Raw genomic sequence first — 16,069 nt, 5'->3', positions numbered from 1 at the left:
ACCTCCGTTTCCACTAATAAAGTGGAGCAGAGGCTCTAGTTTCTATTAATAATATTTACATACAGGATTTTAATCCTACATGAATAAAAGGATACTACTACCAATAATAAAACGATCTTTCTCTTTGCCCTTCGCTCACTAAACTTTCGTACTTCATATGAGCCTTAACATCTGCAAACGCTTTAAACTTCTCAAATAGTCTTATGCACCTAATGAAAAAAGCTTCTTTATTAATGGTTAATGATTTAGATAAAACGTCTAGCAAGTATTTAAAGCCATGCGAGTAGCTACCTCTATTCAAGTAATATTTAGCAAGTTCATATTTAAAAAGCGTTATGTGTTCTGGTACGACTTGATGTGTGTACATATCAGTAGATGCTGGATCAAAAGAATTAAACTCCACTTCAAAACGTGAGAGTACATCATCAACATCTATTGCATATCGGTTAGCCGCTATTATAATGTTCAACAGCTTTGAGAGCTTTTCATCTTCGTTAGTAATTGATGTGGCTACAATATATTCAACATAATCTGGAAGCACACTGGTATCCCCAGACAGAAGTTTATTTACAAAGATATTACCTACTGCCCAATGCTCGAACAAGTTGATCCAGTGTCGGGTTTCCTCGTCCGTCTCAATCACCCAATCTAAATTTGCGTAGGCGTATGTAAACTGTAAAGCTTGCTGATAATTGCCTTGGGCTTCACAGACACTAGCACACAGTAAATCAGCATAGGTAATGTAAACAAATATGGGACGACTTAGCCTCATATAAGACTCCTCACTCTTTTGCTTCTTCTGCCGTTGTTTCATAGAATAATAAATTTCCGCTTTATGTCTCATTTTTTGAGCTGTTTCATAAAGCATATCCCACTCGTGTAATGAACGATACACATTCGCTAGATCCTTCAACGCATCAAGTTGATCTATTTCATCCAGACGTTCGACAAAGGGCTCAAATCGAGTAGCCGCCTTGAGATTTCGGATCTGATCGTTCCCTACCTGAATCGTAAACAGACGATACTGACAGATAGCCAAGCGTTCAGAGTGCTGGTACTTCTCGCCTTCCGCAATCCCCTCATAGAGTAACAAAGCAGCATTACGCTGACCTTGTGCGAATAACTTTTCTGCCGCATCGAATAGCTTCGGGGAATAAAGGAGGTTGTCCATGATATGGGCCACTACAAGCTGGATCGCATGTAACTTGTCCAGTTCCGCACAGCGAAATAACAACGGCTCAATTCGCCGCCAATCTGGGGAACGCTCAATGATATAATTATCTATGTATAGTTCGTAAAAAAAACCTTCCGGTAATCCCATGGCTAGCGTGATTCGATCCAACTGATGTATAGCAACAGGACGATGCTTAGTAATCCAATTATTAAGTGTTCTTTGATGAACACCTGAATGTTCGGAAAATTGCGCCAAAGTCAAATTGTTTTGTTTTAAAAAATTCTCAAACTTATCTAAGATCGTAGGTGTATGTCCCAAGTCATAACCACCTTTCATATAAAAATACCAAATTTTTATAATCTCATCTCAAATTATTGTCCAAATTTTAACATACGTCAATGAGCATTAGTCAATATCCACATTATTAGTACCCCTTAAAAAGGTGAAAATACCACATTAATTCATATATTCATTAGCATTTAAATATTTGTAACAATGGATGGGTGAACACCTCCATCATTTTCATTGAGAAGCTTTGATACACAACCCTTTCAGAATTCAGGTGGTCGCTCGCTCTACTAATTTGAATTCCAGATGATGTATCGTTTCTTCCAGCCCTTCGAGGGCATTTCGAATCATAATGAACGCATTCTCAGCTTGCTTGTCTATCGGGTAATGAATCGTAGTTAAATCAAGCAAATGCGAGATTTCGGTGTTATCAAAGCCTACTACTGCAAAATCACTCGGTACAGAAACACCTAGCCTACGCGCTTCAGTCAAAAGACCTGCTGCCAAATAATCGGTAGAACAGGCGAAGGCGTCCGGCCTGTCTGTTGGTGCTCGTTCTGCCCACCAATGAGCTATTTGTTCACCAGCTTCTATTGAATTTAAATCATAAAAATGCGGGAAGGCCTCAGCGTCCAAATCATATTTTTCGCAAAAGTCATGATAAGCTCGAATGCGTTCTTTTGTATTCAACCCCCGCATGCTGCCGTACACATTCACAATTTTCCGATATCCTCGGGTGTACAAATGTTCCAATGCCAGCGTATAGCCCTGATACTGATCCATAAATACAGACGGGATTGCCTCAATGTTTACACGCTGCCAGGTCACAATCGGACCATATTTTGTATAATGCTCAATCACACTCCACTCATTAACGCGAATCATACAGACCAAAGCGTCCAGTTGCTTTCTCCGCAACATTTCCAGCGCTTCAAGCTCCTGTTCCTTCTCCCCATTGGTAATAAACAGCGCTATATTAAAGCCATGCTCCTGGGCATACATTGTAAATCCGCGCACAAATAAACCCAATGAATCATTAAAAGAAAGTGAAATAATCCCTATGAGCTTGGTCATCCCTTTTTTTAAAGATACCGCATTGAGATTAGGAACATAATCCAGTCGATCTATGACCTCCTGCACACGCTGTCTTGTCGGTTCACTTACGTACGGATGGTTGTTAATGACACGGGACACCGTAGCCGAGGATACCCCCGCCAGCTTTGCAATTTCATGAATATTCGCCATTTTTCTCACCTCATTCTTTCTATTTTAGCATGTTCGTGTTTAGCATGTTCGTAGTGTCCGCCCTATAATTGTCACCTTCCCAAAATAAGTTTTTTAAAAGCGCTTGACCTGTAATGCATTACAGGGATTACAGTGAATTTGTGCTTAAGAAAGCGGTTTACAAAACATACTTAGGAGGCACTAACTATGAAAAAAGGCATAAAGATTGCAACCATTGGCGGAGGCTCCAGCTATACACCAGAACTAGTAGAAGGCTTCATCAAACGTTATGCAGAGCTTCCCATTCGGGAATTGTGGCTGGTAGATATTGAGGCAGGTCGTGAAAAACTGGAGATCGTAGGCGCCATGGCCAAACGGATGGTAAAAGCCGCAGGCATTGATTGTGAGGTACATTTGACCCTGGATCGCCGGGAAGCGTTGAAGGACGCTGATTTTGTAACGACCCAATTTCGGGTAGGCTTGCTGGAAGCGCGGATTAAGGATGAAAGTATTCCGTTAAAGCACGGCATAATCGGTCAGGAAACTAATGGGGCCGGTGGGATGTTCAAAGCTTTTCGTACCATCCCTGTTATCCTCAGTATCGTCGAAGATATGAAAGAACTGTGTCCGAATGCATGGTTAATTAATTTTACCAACCCTGCGGGTATGGTCACCGAAGCCGTGCTTCGTTATGGTCAGTGGGATAAAGTCATCGGATTATGTAATGTTCCAATCGGCGCGATCAAGAGTGCATCGGCTGTGCTGGACAAACCGGAAGAAGAGCTATTCTTTAAATTTGCAGGCATTAACCACCTTCATTGGCACAAAGTTTATGACAAAACAGGGGTCGAATTAACAGAGCAAGTTATTGAAGGACTGTACGCTCCGGGCGCAAAGCCAGAGAAAGTCGTAGAAAATATTAAGAACATGCGCTTTCTGTATGATCAAGTTCGTCAATTGAAAATGCTGCCTTGTCCTTACCATCGGTATTACTATATGACGGATAACATGCTCAAGGAAGAATTAGAGGAAGCCAAAAACGAAGGAACTCGGGGCCAAGTGGTCAAACGTCTGGAAGAAAGTCTGTTTGAATTGTATAAAGATCCGAATCTGGATTACAAACCAGAGGAACTATCCAAACGCGGCGGTGCGCATTACAGCGATGCAGCCTGTGAGATCATTAATTCCATTTATAACAACAAAGGCACATTGATGGTGGTTAGTACACGTAACAATGGTGCGATTGATGATGTTCCCTATGATAGCGCCATCGAAGTGACCAGTGTCATTCGCGCTCATGGTGCCGAACCTGTCAACTTTGGCAAATTTCCACCTGCACAGCGGGGCTTGCTGCAAGTGATGAAGGCAATGGAAGAGCTGACGATAGAAGCGGCGGTCACCGGTGACTATGCAACCGCACTGCAAGCCTTCACCCTGAATCCGCTCGTACCAAGCGGGGACATTGCTCAAACCGTGCTGGATGAATTACTAGAAGCACACAAAGAGCATCTGCCTCAATTCTTTGCTCATAAGGAGAAGGCAACGGTATAAAAAGGGCGTCTATCATCCCACTAAAACACAAAAAAGCTTCCTACATGTAGGAAGCTTTTTTTGCTATACGTCCCAGGAGGGATTCGAACCCCCGACCGACGGCTTAGAAGGCCGTTGCTCTATCCAGCTGAGCTACTGGGACAAGATGGTGATCAATAAAACTTTATGTATTCAGCGCATTGATTATTATATCACATTTCGAGCAACTGTCAAAAGCATTTTTTTCATGATGTAGGGAAGCTGGCTGCAAAGGAATCATTTGGACGCTAACGGGGTATTATGTACAAAGAACCATGCATAAAGGAGGGGTTAATCCGTGAGAGGTCTTTTGTCGTCACTTTGTTATTTCAGCATTTTCTTCGCACCTTTTCTAGTGCCTGTCATTGTGTGGATTGCAGTACGGGACGAATATGTTCAGGGACATGCAAAAAAAGCTATTTTATCGCATATTTTCCCCATTATTGCGGCGATTCCGCTAGTGTATTTTATTATAACGGCGAATCATGCAGGTTCAGTGATCGGGTTTGTACTGCTATTCGTAGTGGTCTATCTCGGGGTTTTTGTGTATAACATCTACAAAGGAATTATGACGCTGCGTGAAGCGGCTTAGTTCAAAAGAAGCCTCCTATATTCCGCAAATTTGGCGGGATACAGAGGCTTCTTTAGGGTTATTTTTGATGAGTTGCTGTTGCTATTTAGTTCAATGGCTATGGCTACTTATTTATTCCCAAAGCGTTTAGGGCTTCTACGTACCTCATGTCTTACGTTTTTCTCCAGTACTTCTTCTGCAAACTCATTGTTATGAATATAACTGCTGCCTTTATTTTTCTTATAATTCGCTTTGCCGTCTATGATTTCCCCCTCCTTTCACGCTGATCCGGCGATGGCGCCGGGGCCCAAATCAACAAAAGCCGAGGCATAGCACACCATATCCTCATGCCCCGAACTCCTTGGCGAACTCTGTACTGAGTTGCCCATACGAGAGCAATTCTTTTTTGAACTTCTCTCGCTCCTCACCAGCAGTAATGTGTGTAGAGTCGGTAAAAGCCTTGTCTGTCACTTCCTCAAATGCCGAATGCAGATTATTGTCGTACCAATCCAGCTCCAGATTGGCGTCATTACGGATGATCCGTACCATGTCATAGTCATGCTGACCATCCGTCTGATCCTTGGCTGTAATATAGACCAGTAGTTCCGGGTCATCTGCGGCACCGGGCCGCACCTCTACCTCAGCGCAGCGCACTCCGTCCAGTTCAGTGAAGCGGCGTATTTTGGCATCCTTGATGTAGTACATGGTCTTCCTCCTTCCTTGCGAGTAGACGGGTTGCCCCATCAGTAGTTTTCGGAACGGACAGACATTTTATGCTTCTTTTCGGCATATATACTGTTGAACTGGGGATTTAGTTTTTGATTCATTCCAACACTGGATGAACACGATAAAGAGAGGATGAACAGACATGTGCGGAATTACAGGTTTCATACAGTGGAACGGAGACTTAATGCATCAATCTGAGCTGCTGCTGAATATGACACAAACGCTCTCCGATCGCGGACCAGATGCTGCGGGTACCTGGATATCCAATCCGTGTGCCTTCGGACACCGAAGACTGAGCGTTATGGACCCGGAAAATGGCGCTCAACCCATGATCCGGCAGCTGGAGGATATCACTTATACGATTGTATATAACGGGGAAATATATAACGCGCCTGAGTTGAAAAAAGAGCTGCAACAGCGCGGGCATTTTTTCCGTACACAATGCGACACGGAGGTGCTGCTCGAATCCTATATCGAATGGGGCCCCGAATGTGTGAATCGGTTAAACGGCATTTTTGCGTTTGCAGTCTGGGATAGTGAGCGGGAGCAGGTATTTCTGGCACGGGATCGGCTGGGAGTGAAGCCGCTATTTTATAGCCAGACCGAAGAAGTATTCGTATTTGGCTCAGAACCCAAAGCACTGCTTCAGCATCCAGCGGTAGAAGCAGCAGTGGACGCCGAGGGATTGGCTGAAATTTTTATCATCGGGCCTGCACGTACCCCCGGACACGGCGTCTATTCGTCTATGAAGGAGCTACGCCCCGGGCATACGCTAACTTACAGCCGCGACGGCGTGCGCATTCAAGCCTACTGGACACTGGAAAGCATTGCGCATGAGGATAACACCGAAGAAACGGCGCTTAAGGTACGAGAACTGTTGCTGGATACGGTGGAGCGGCAGCTCATTTCGGATGTTCCGGTGTGTACCTTATTGTCTGGCGGGTTGGATTCAAGCGCTCTATCCGCATTAGCTGTCAATTATTACAAACGTACCGGGCAGGGACAAGTTCATACGTATTCGGTCGATTATGTGGATAACGACAAGCATTTTAAAGCCCATGCGTTTCAACCAGGAGCCGATGCCCCCTGGATTCAGCGGATGGTGGATGAATTAGGGACAAATCATCACTGGATTGAATTCGATACGCCAGAAGTCGTAGCAGCTCTGAACAACTCCACGCTAACGCGGGATTTACCCGGAATGGCGGACGTGGATTCGTCGCTGTATCTCTTTTGCCGGGAGATTAAAAAAGGGGCTACGGTCGCTATTTCCGGCGAGGCTGCGGATGAAGTTTTTGGCGGATATCCATGGTTCCACCGGGAGGATATGCTGAATTCGGGTACATTCCCGTGGGCAGTTGCACCCGACATGAGAGCCAGTCTGTTGTCTCCCGAAGTGCGGGACTGGATCAAGCCGCTGGAGTATTTGAACGACCGCTACTCCGAAGCGGTAGGAGAAGTGCCGAAGCTACCAGGAGAAACAGGAAAAGCTGCACAAATGCGCGTTATGTCCTATTTGAACATCACCCGCTTTATGCCTACTCTGCTGGACCGCAAGGATCGGATGAGTATGGGAGCCGGACTCGAAGTGCGGGTGCCGTATTGCGATCATCGATTGGTGCAATATGTATGGAACATTCCGTGGAGCATCAAGATGACAGGCGGACGTGAAAAAGGTATTTTGCGCAAGGCGCTTGAAGGCGTATTGCCGGATGATGTGCTGTATCGCAAAAAAAGCCCATATCCAAAAACGCATAACCCTTCCTACCTTGAGGCTGTGAAAAAGCAGGCGCTGCAGCTGCTGGATGACTCCTCTTCCCCACTGCTCAAGCTGATTGATGCGCAAAAGGTACGCGATATTGCCGCCTCACCGGAGGCATCCACCAATCTGCCTTGGTTTGGTCAACTGATGTCGGGTCCGCAGTTGTTTGCCTATTTGGCCCAAGTGGATAACTGGTTGCGCACTTACAAGGTTGCGATTCGATAAGCTAAAAATACCAAAAAGGCTATCCGCAACTCATGACTGACGGATAGCCTTTTTTCGTTATGTGAATGGGGGATAATTTCGCCCCTGTTACCAAGCTATGCCTGTGGATTACCCAGCTTTGTTGCCAAATTACGCAGAGCTATCCCTCGGTGACTGATAGCCTGCTTTTGTTCCAACGTCAGCTCGGCCATTGTCTTCTCAAACTCTGGCAAATAAAACAGCGGATCATACCCAAACCCACCGCTGCCGGCGGTTTCAGTAGTAATCCAGCCTTCCACAGAACCTGTCGATTCCAGCGTCTCGCCAGTCTGCGGATTATACAGAATCAAGGTACAGACGAATTGAGCCGGGCTTAGCAAAGGCTGTCCCGTATCATCACCCAGCTGCTTCGATTCCAGAACGTCGAGCAGCTTAATATTGTTTTCGTGATCGCTGGCACCTTCTCCAGCATAACGGGCAGAGTATACCCCCGGTGCACCGTCCAGCAAGTCCACGCAGAGGCCTGAATCATCGGCCAGCACGGGCAATCCGAGCACATCTCCAACCGCTTTAGCTTTTTTCAGTGCATTTTCGGCAAAGGTTTTGCCATCTTCAACGACATCAGGAATGTCGGGATAATCGTACATGCTTCTCACTTCCTTGCCAAACGGCGCAAAAGCATGCGCAAATTCCCGCACTTTTCCTTTGTTTTTCGTAGCTACAATGACGACCGGGCCATCCAGCTGCATTAGGCGCCAGCTCCTGTACGTCCAGCACCGATCTTATCAGCAATCGGTCCAAGTACTTCTTTTTGGCGCTCAATCATTTGCAGAATCCCTTGTTCGCCCAAGCTAAGCAGTTGATCCAATTCGTTACGGTCAAATGGGCTTTCTTCACCTGTACCTTGCAGCTCGACATATTTTCCACTGCCAGTCATGACAAGATTCATGTCCACTTTGGCCTTGGAATCCTCTTCATAGTTCAGATCCAGCAACGCTTTTTCACCTACAACCCCTACGCTGACGGAAGCCAGAAAATCGGTAATTGGAAAAACAGGCAGCTTGTGCTGGGTAGCAATTTTATTGACCGCAATCGCCAACGCTACGAAAGAACCGGTAATTGAGGTTGTACGTGTTCCGCCGTCCGCCTGAATGACATCACAATCCAACGTAATCGTCCGTTCACCAAGCGCCTGCAAATTGACCACCGAACGCAATGCTCTTCCAATCAGACGCTGAATTTCCATGGTACGGCCTGTCAGCTTGCCACGCGCAGCTTCACGCTGATTACGGCTATGAGTCGCACGCGGAAGCATGGAATACTCTGCGGTTACCCAGCCTTTTCCTTGTCCCTTCATAAAGGGGGGGACGCGTTCTTCTACAGTAGCCGTGCAAATGACTTTCGTCTCGCCAACCTCTATAAAAACAGAGCCCTCCGCGTATTTATTTACTCCTGCTGTCAATTTCATCGGGCGCAGCTCATCACCGTTTCGTCCGTTAGATCTACTCATGCTTTTTCCTCCTACGTCGTATGCAACCTGTTCTTATATGTTTATTTTACCAAAGTGTGCAGGCAAAAGCACCCCAAGGACGATTCCCGCCCTTAAAGAGGTTGTTCAAAAAGTCGTCTTTCCATGACGAAGCTAATCAAGAAGCGGATTCAACGTCGAATCTTGAATTCAGCCGGGCCTTCCGTTGCTCACGTAGATCTGTCTACGCTCCGCTACTCAGTCCCTAGCTTCATCCAATCTTCTCGGTCCTGAAAAGCCGACTTTTGAACACGCCCTTAAAGAGGGATTTCGTTAATATGCTGCGGCTTGGCTACAGGCTCTCCATAATTTTGATTATTTTGTCCAATCACGCTTTTTTCACCATTCAGTTCAATCCGAATTTTTGTTTTGACTGCATCATCTGAATTGTCTGCCGCTGTCAGCACAACCGATTCCAAAAATTCAGCAGGCACTGCTTCTCCCTTAGCGAACATATCATCCGAGAGCGATACCGTAATGACGTTGTCTTTGGAGCGTTCTACCGATTTCAGTGCCGTCTCTCCTGTCATCACTTCTTGTAACCCATCTTTGGTCTGCGGCCCTTGAATCAATTGATGCAGTGCTGACTGGACACGATCTTTTTCAGGGCTGACCAACCGTGTTACAGGTACATAGTATTGAACTCCAGCAGGAGAAGATGAAGAGAAATACACAGTGACTGGACTGGAATCCAGTGGTGTTACGCCATGACCAATCTCCAAGTTAATACCTACTGCACGTGTCAACGGATGATCCAGCGGTGTGCCGCCAACAGGCATTTCGTTCAGCTTTTTGCCCTCCACCCAGATCTGTACGCTCTCAATATCAGGACGGTCGGTCAGGGTCCAGGTCAAGCTCTCCATTAATTTTCGTTCATCCTGTGGCTTATAGTTGGCGAAAGATTTGTTGAATTCGACAACAGCCAGCTTGTTGTTCTTGTCCACTGTCACACTTTTCACTTCCGTGCCTTGGGGAATTACACCTTTAAATCCCTCTGGCAATAATCCGGCATACGGCCCCCCCTCAACCAGGGCTTCCAGCGCCGACTTGGCATCTGCCTGTACATCCCCTGTAGCCATCGGTAAAGATACCGGGGCCAGCAAACCGTTATGATCTTGCAAAAAAACAGCCCTCAGTTGCCCTGTACTGGCAGGTGCTTTTCCGGTTACAGCCTTAATCATGGACTGCTCTGTCGTGGACGGCGGGGGGTCAATGGATGCCGATTCGTTGCCGAAAAGGCTGCAGCCTGACAACAACAGGGGTAGGGATAGCAGTCCAGCTACAGAGGTCATACGCCATGGGTGTTTTATATTCATAAGTGAAGTTCCTCCCTAACAATTTTGTACAGATTGTACTAATATGTATACAAGCCTCGCGTAAAAAATAACTACTTTTTCAGCAGACTGGACACACTGGTCATAATTGCAGTAGAAATCAGGATCTATACGAGGAGGGTAACTTCAATTTTATGGACAAGAAAAAAGTACCTTACAGCCTGAACAGTAAAAAGGTAGCTGATGCCACCCGCGAGTGGCTGCACAAGCGTGGCGTTAACATGACTGAAATCGCAGAACTGGTCATGCTTTTACAGAAAAAATATTACCCAACCCTAACGATGGAAGAATGTATGGAGAATGTGGACAAGGTACTGATGAAGCGCGAGGTTCAAAATGCCGTGCTCACGGGCATCCAACTGGATATCCTTGCAGAACAGGGCGCTCTTCTTCCCCCATTGCAGGATATGATTGAAAATGATGAGGGATTATACGGGGTGGATGAAATTCTGGCCTTTTCCATTGTAAATGTGTACGGCAGCATTGGATTCACCAATTACGGTTATGTCGATAAACTCAAACCAGGTGTGCTGGAACGCCTGAATGATAAAAGCCTCGGGCCGATCCATACGTTCCTGGACGACATTGTGGGCGCTATCGCAGCTTCGGCCAGCAGCCGTATCGCCCATCGCAAACAGGCAGAGCGTGAGCAGGAGCTTGGGGAAGAAAGCGCACCGAATACAACACGTTAAACAACATGCTAAATAACAAACAACGCGTGGGAATATAGCAGATATATAAGGGTTAGAGGAGAACTAGACATGGCAAACATTACTGAAGGGTATGCATTCCGTACGATGCAGGCTAATGATTATGATCAAGCCATTGAGCTGTGGAATGGCTTAGACGGATTGGGATTAAGCGAGGCCGACTCACCGGAGCGAATTGCACGCTTTTTACAACGGAACGAAGGACTTAGCTTTGTCTGTGAGTACAACGGAAACATCATAGGCACGATTTTAGCGGGCCACGATAGTCGCAGGGGGTTTCTGTATCATCTGGGTGTAGCTGCAGCACATCGTGGTCAAGGGATCGCGCCCAGATTGGTGGATAAAGCGTTATCTGCTTTGCTGAGAGAAGGCATTGATAAATGTCATCTGTTTGTGATGGAGCATAACGCAGGGGGTCAACGCTTCTGGTCAGCTAATGGCTGGGAGAAACGGGATGGAATTTTACTATATTCCCGAGGACTAGAATAGGATCTAAGCGCTTGATCTATACAAATAGGAACACCGGGTCTGATTCAAGTCGAGCTATAAACGATCAGACCCGGTGCATAATACTCACAGCTTATTCATTGCCATTCTAACATTTCAAGCTCAGATTACCTTCATTCATAAATTACAATCCATTTTGTGGACGCAGTGCACGTTCTACAATTCCCAGCGTGGATTGACGAGAGAAGAACCGGGACACCTGAGCTACCCAATAGTTTTGGCGACCGGAAATGATGTGACTACGTCCCTTTTCAAATGCTCTCAACGCGTTCTTCACAACGGTTTGGGGAGTTTCCCTAATTCCAATTGACGCTTCACTTGCGCCAACAATATCAAAAAACGGCGTTTCTGTTGAGCCTGGACAAAGGGCCAAAACTTTAAGCCCCCGTTTCCGATTTTCGGCCCATAGCGCTTCAGTAAAAGAAAGCACAAATGCTTTGGTTGCTCCATATACGGCCATATAAGGATCGGGCTGAAATGCGGCTGTGGAAGAAACATTGATGAGCCCCCCATCCCGCTTACGCAATAAATCAGGCATAAATGCATGTGTGATGTCGACTAAAGCAGCCACATTGAGCATCACTTCCTCATGTTGTCGTTCTCCTGAAACCTGCTCAAAGTATCCATAGGTGGCAAAACCCGCGTTGTTAATCAGGAGATCTACCTTTAGCTGTTGTTTTTGAACCTCCTGATGCAATGTCTGGGATGCTCCGGGTGTGGAAAGATCCAGCGCAATCACTGTTGCTTTTACGTTATATTTAGCTATGAGCTCCTTGGCCAGCGCTTCTAATTTGGTTTCATTCCGAGCTACCAAAATGAGGTCACATTTCTTAGCTGCGAGCGAATAGGCAAATGCCTCGCCAATACCGGATGATGCCCCTGTGATCAGAGCTGTTTTGTTTGCGTACATAAACATGATGATAACCTCCATAGTATCGTTGTTTTATTTTAGAAACATTGTTACCACTACTCTATAATGAACTGAAGTCATCTACTATGACGACCTCAGTACACTTCATTTTTACGATGGGGATGAGGATGTTTTAAATGCTACGAGCGTATTCTTCAGTGTAAATGCATACACCCCTTGAGCCATATCTACATCTGAAAAATGACCTGCAAACTGAAGATGTATGACCCCATGTAAAGCAGACCAAAACATCCGGACAACCAGCAACGGATCATGCTCTTTCAATGCTCCCTGCTCCATAGCGTGTATGACGGTTTGCAGAATTCGTGACAGTGCCGTTGTGGTCCCCTCCAAGCTCTGTTCATCGGGCTTGAAATCAGACAATGCCCCGCCAAACATCATTTTATAATAGGCTGAATGGAGCTGTGCAAATTCCCAGTACGCCCAGCATAGAGCTTCCAGATCAGCGAGTACGCTTTCGGTAACAGGTACTTGCTGGAAGGTTTCAGCCAATAGCCGACATCCATCCAGGTACATCTCATTGGCAAGACCATCCTTACTGCCAAAAATATTGTAAATGATCTTGGTGGAACAGCTTAATTTCTGCGCAACTCGCCGTACGGTCACAGCCTCAGGCCCTTCTTCCACAAGAAGGATGCATGCGGCATCGATGACATTTTTACGTAGCAATTGCTGCTGCTGTTGCTTCACTTCCGAATAGGTTTTATAGGGAGGCGATGGCTCGGACATGATTGAATGCACTTCCTTTTGCTTGAGGATTTTGCAAAATCCTGGCTTATTAAAAACTGTTGCTTGTTGCTACTATAATAAATTAAAGAACTACACAAGACTTTCGGGAAACGGTGTTTCCGTTAAGAATCATAGTATTCTAAGCCTGAGTATTTGTCAAATAAAAAAAGAAACACAATAAGTAGATACACTTACCGTGCTCTGGTTGATTGCTTAAAAATGAAGCTATGTTGGGTGTTTCACGATCAGTAGGCAATACCTACCCGTGTACGGATAAATTCGTAACTCTTGCATTGCCAATAAGTAAAATCAGCCGTATCCGCGGTGGTAATTTGTGAGCCACCTTCAGGCAAAAAATCTTTTTCCACGCGATAAATACCTGTCCGCGCTCCGTCCGGTAGATAGGTTGGACATACGATTGTCCAGTCTAGTGCCGATTCACGCAGCAATTCGTACACTCGCCGATGTTCCTGGGCCGCACGAGTGCTGCGTCGTCGGGTATCGTAGGACTCGTAACGATACAGGTCCGGTTCGGTCCGGCTTTGCAAAATTCCTGCCGTTCCTACCGTAATGAGCCGAGAAATGGACTGTTCCTGCATGAGCCGGATCAGCAGGGCTATATTAACGGATAAGGTAGTCGTTCCATCCGTATTCAGCGCACTGATCACAGTCGTCGCCCCACCCTTCAGCGCCTGTGCTACGTCCTCTCCATTAGTGGCATCGCCTTGTACGATTTGCAGCTGATTCCCATATCCAGGTATGTAATCCTCCAACTTGTCCGGTGAACGAACAAGGACCGTAACGGTATGACCGTCCGCTAACGCATAATCTAATATATACCGTCCTACGCGTCCGGTAGCTCCCAGCAGCAGCAAATTCATAAAGTCCTCTTTTCCGGCATGCATGCCGCTTGTCATGTTGTTTCGTTATGTCACTTGTTGGTCAACTTTCCGTGACTATTGACGGCAAAAGGGATAGAAGCGCGTGATTGGGTTCGTCTCGCTCATAGAGGCCCGTTCACGGCGCACCAGCTCCACCAGATGAGCCAGCGTCTCGGACATGGCAAACCTTAGCTGGTGAATACCCAGCTTGCCACCGAACATGGCAATGCACAGCTCATAGGCTGTGCTTCCCTCCGGTTGGATCAGCTGCTGAAATTTCTCCAGTCGTTCTTCATGATGTGCCAGCAACGCTTGCGTCCGCTCCCGAAAATAACCAAACGGATTGCGGTGCCCCGGATATGCCCACGCTACCTCCAGCTCGCCTAGACGCTGCAAGCCGTCTACATAAGACTTCAACGGCTGGGCATCACTGCCCGGCAGCAGACTGATATTAGGAGAAATCTGCGGCAAAACTGCGTCACCGCAGAGGATAACACCGCTATTCGGGTCATATAAGGACATATGTCCGGGCGCATGCCCTCCCGTCTCGACGGGCAGCCAACTGCGTCCACCCCATTCCAGACGAGCGTCTATGCCGGTAGGAATAACGGTAATCTCAGGCTGTGGATTCACTTGCAAATAAGCCTGCCGCATATGTAATTCCAAGGCCGGCACTTGCTCCAAAGGAAAACCATGCTGGACAAAAAAGCTGGGAAGCCTGTTCTCCATAGCGACCGTCGATTCTGGAGCGTCCCACATCATCATCGCTTCCTTATGGCTTCGGGCTGACATATGTACACGAGCCTGACTTTGCTGCTGCATCCAGCCCGCCAATCCGTAATGATCGGGGTGATGATGAGTGACCACAATGTCCGAAATATCCCCAAAGGACATTCCCAGCTGGTGGAAGACATGCGCCCATTCTGCCTCGGTGTCCATATTGCGCGGCCCCGGGTCTACAATTGTAAAACCGTGCTCTCCCTTGAGCACATAGCTATTCACCCAGCGCAGCGGAAAGGACATGGATATTTTGACCTGAAAGCCTCCGTCTATTCGCTCACACGGTGTAAGCTCTGGCATTTTCATGGCTTCCACCCGCCTTTCTGTTTCAAGCCCGCACGCCGACAAAAATCATTCGAGGCGAAGCATCTTCAATATATTGATCTTCATTATAGCTTCCGTGTACCTGCTCTACAGATAGTCCGGCTTGCTCTAGCAATCCACGAAACTTCTCATATGGATATAGCTTCACTCGTTCATGATACACGCGCGCAGGTTCTCCCTCAGTAGGAGTCGTGCCCAGAGCAGAGGCTGCCTCAGTGCCCGTAACGGATGCAGCTGACCGAATCGCAATTTGCTTTTTCACAAATCCATCTTCAATGACCCGATGCTCCTCAATCCAATTCCCTTCATCCTCCCGCGACGAATGCGGTACCAAATGAGCGGCTACGTAAGCAGGGTTCAAATAATCTATGATAAAGCGTCCTCCCGGCTTCAACAGCCGATATATTTCCTTTAGCACTTTAAGCTGCTCCTCATCCTGTTCAAAATAACCAAAGGAGGTGAACAAATTCATCACCGCGTCATAGCTTTCATCCAGCGGCACCTCTCTCATATCCCCTTGATGCCAACTTACCCGTCCTTCGGAATCAGCTGCACGAGCTTCTCTCAGCAGCACATTGGAAAGGTCCACACCTGTCACCTGATAACCTGCATCTGCGAGCGCAAGCGAATGACGTCCCATCCCACAACATAAATCCAATACGCTGGAGCCTTGCGGTAATTTAAGCCAGGAGATCATTTTTTGCACTTCCTGATAGGCTCCCTGAAAGTCGCGATGCTTGTATACCAATAAATAATCTTCCCCAAAGCTTTGCTCGTACCATTCTGCCATATCGTTTCTCCTCCATGAACTCATTTCGCTCTATTAC

Annotated in this window: 16 protein-coding genes and 1 tRNA gene; 5 read left to right on the top strand and 12 right to left on the bottom strand. The window is 46.7% G+C overall.

The annotated features are described in order from the left end of the window. Positions 1 to 97: 97 nt before the first annotated feature. Positions 98 to 1,492 carry a helix-turn-helix domain-containing protein gene (locus ACEN8J_RS02880; protein WP_141695476.1) on the bottom strand — a complete coding sequence of 465 codons (1,395 nt, stop codon included), beginning with the start codon at positions 1,490 to 1,492 and terminating at the stop codon, positions 98 to 100. A 240-nt stretch (positions 1,493 to 1,732) separates the two neighbouring features. Then, positions 1,733 to 2,707 carry a LacI family DNA-binding transcriptional regulator gene (locus ACEN8J_RS02875; RefSeq protein WP_318628047.1) on the bottom strand — a complete coding sequence of 325 codons (975 nt, stop codon included), beginning with the start codon at positions 2,705 to 2,707 and terminating at the stop codon, positions 1,733 to 1,735. 186 nt (positions 2,708 to 2,893) lie between these two features. Here ACEN8J_RS02875 and ACEN8J_RS02870 point away from each other — a divergent pair, with 186 nt between their 5' ends. Continuing rightward, positions 2,894 to 4,237: a 6-phospho-beta-glucosidase gene (locus tag ACEN8J_RS02870; RefSeq protein ID WP_318628046.1), complete on the top strand. Its 1,344-nt coding sequence runs from the start codon at positions 2,894 to 2,896 to the stop codon at positions 4,235 to 4,237. A gap of 68 nt (positions 4,238 to 4,305) precedes the next feature. Here ACEN8J_RS02870 and ACEN8J_RS02865 read toward each other — a convergent pair. Then, a tRNA-Arg gene (locus ACEN8J_RS02865) sits at positions 4,306 to 4,379 on the bottom strand. A gap of 174 nt (positions 4,380 to 4,553) precedes the next feature. Between ACEN8J_RS02865 and ACEN8J_RS02860 the strand changes: the two genes are divergently transcribed. After that, positions 4,554 to 4,847, top strand: coding sequence for a magnetosome magnetite crystal formation protein family (locus tag ACEN8J_RS02860; RefSeq protein ID WP_016324668.1), 294 nt, complete (start codon positions 4,554 to 4,556; stop codon positions 4,845 to 4,847). 324 nt (positions 4,848 to 5,171) lie between these two features. On the opposite strand, the gene ACEN8J_RS02855 is transcribed toward ACEN8J_RS02860, so the two are convergent. After that, positions 5,172 to 5,531 (bottom strand): hypothetical protein, encoded by a 360-nt coding sequence (locus ACEN8J_RS02855; protein ID WP_318628045.1) that lies wholly within the window; start codon positions 5,529 to 5,531, stop codon positions 5,172 to 5,174. Between the two features lie 163 nt (positions 5,532 to 5,694). On the opposite strand from ACEN8J_RS02855, the gene asnB reads away from it, so the two are divergent. Continuing rightward, on the top strand, positions 5,695 to 7,539 hold the full coding sequence (asnB, locus tag ACEN8J_RS02850) for an asparagine synthase (glutamine-hydrolyzing) (protein ID WP_340886259.1): 1,845 nt from the start codon (positions 5,695 to 5,697) through the stop codon (positions 7,537 to 7,539). A gap of 95 nt (positions 7,540 to 7,634) precedes the next feature. Here asnB and ACEN8J_RS02845 read toward each other — a convergent pair whose 3' ends face one another. The 3 genes from ACEN8J_RS02845 to ACEN8J_RS02835 all read right to left on the bottom strand — a co-directional run bounded on the left by ACEN8J_RS02845 (position 7,635) and on the right by ACEN8J_RS02835 (position 10,362). Further along, positions 7,635 to 8,267, bottom strand: coding sequence for an XTP/dITP diphosphatase (locus ACEN8J_RS02845; protein WP_165148721.1), 633 nt, complete (start codon positions 8,265 to 8,267; stop codon positions 7,635 to 7,637). Continuing rightward, positions 8,267 to 9,028, bottom strand: a complete 762-nt coding sequence (gene rph, locus ACEN8J_RS02840) for a ribonuclease PH (RefSeq protein ID WP_013311675.1) — start codon at positions 9,026 to 9,028, stop codon at positions 8,267 to 8,269. The genes ACEN8J_RS02845 and rph overlap by 1 nt, the downstream gene beginning before the upstream one ends. 275 nt (positions 9,029 to 9,303) lie before the next feature. After that, complete coding sequence (locus tag ACEN8J_RS02835; RefSeq protein WP_069011038.1) at positions 9,304 to 10,362, bottom strand: GerMN domain-containing protein; 1,059 nt, start codon at positions 10,360 to 10,362, stop codon at positions 9,304 to 9,306. Between the two features lie 152 nt (positions 10,363 to 10,514). Between ACEN8J_RS02835 and ACEN8J_RS02830 the strand changes: the two genes are divergently transcribed. Next, a complete protein-coding gene (locus ACEN8J_RS02830; RefSeq protein WP_069011037.1) occupies positions 10,515 to 11,072 on the top strand; it encodes a phosphatidylglycerophosphatase A family protein in 558 nt (185 codons plus the stop codon). Between the two features lie 69 nt (positions 11,073 to 11,141). After that, on the top strand, positions 11,142 to 11,579 hold the full coding sequence (locus tag ACEN8J_RS02825) for a GNAT family N-acetyltransferase (protein ID WP_069011036.1): 438 nt from the start codon (positions 11,142 to 11,144) through the stop codon (positions 11,577 to 11,579). Positions 11,580 to 11,721: 142 nt separating this feature from the next. Here ACEN8J_RS02825 and ACEN8J_RS02820 read toward each other — a convergent pair whose 3' ends face one another. The 5 genes from ACEN8J_RS02820 to ACEN8J_RS02800 all read right to left on the bottom strand — a co-directional run bounded on the left by ACEN8J_RS02820 (position 11,722) and on the right by ACEN8J_RS02800 (position 16,032). Continuing rightward, the gene (locus tag ACEN8J_RS02820) at positions 11,722 to 12,513 is read right to left on the bottom strand and encodes an SDR family NAD(P)-dependent oxidoreductase (protein WP_165148718.1); all 792 of its coding nucleotides are present in this window, start codon (positions 12,511 to 12,513) and stop codon (positions 11,722 to 11,724) included. A gap of 105 nt (positions 12,514 to 12,618) precedes the next feature. Beyond that, complete coding sequence (locus ACEN8J_RS02815; RefSeq protein ID WP_029518356.1) at positions 12,619 to 13,257, bottom strand: TetR/AcrR family transcriptional regulator; 639 nt, start codon at positions 13,255 to 13,257, stop codon at positions 12,619 to 12,621. A 245-nt stretch (positions 13,258 to 13,502) separates the two neighbouring features. Next, positions 13,503 to 14,138, bottom strand: coding sequence for an NAD(P)-dependent oxidoreductase (locus ACEN8J_RS02810; RefSeq protein ID WP_029518355.1), 636 nt, complete (start codon positions 14,136 to 14,138; stop codon positions 13,503 to 13,505). 75 nt (positions 14,139 to 14,213) lie between these two features. Then, positions 14,214 to 15,224 carry an MBL fold metallo-hydrolase gene (locus tag ACEN8J_RS02805; protein WP_340886261.1) on the bottom strand — a complete coding sequence of 337 codons (1,011 nt, stop codon included), beginning with the start codon at positions 15,222 to 15,224 and terminating at the stop codon, positions 14,214 to 14,216. Positions 15,225 to 15,246: 22 nt separating this feature from the next. After that, complete coding sequence (locus ACEN8J_RS02800) at positions 15,247 to 16,032, bottom strand: class I SAM-dependent methyltransferase (RefSeq protein ID WP_029518353.1); 786 nt, start codon at positions 16,030 to 16,032, stop codon at positions 15,247 to 15,249. Between the last annotated feature and the right edge of the window lie 37 nt (positions 16,033 to 16,069).

The organism is Paenibacillus sp. Paensp38 (genome assembly GCF_059491915.1).
This window is presented reverse-complemented; position numbering and strand designations above follow the sequence as displayed.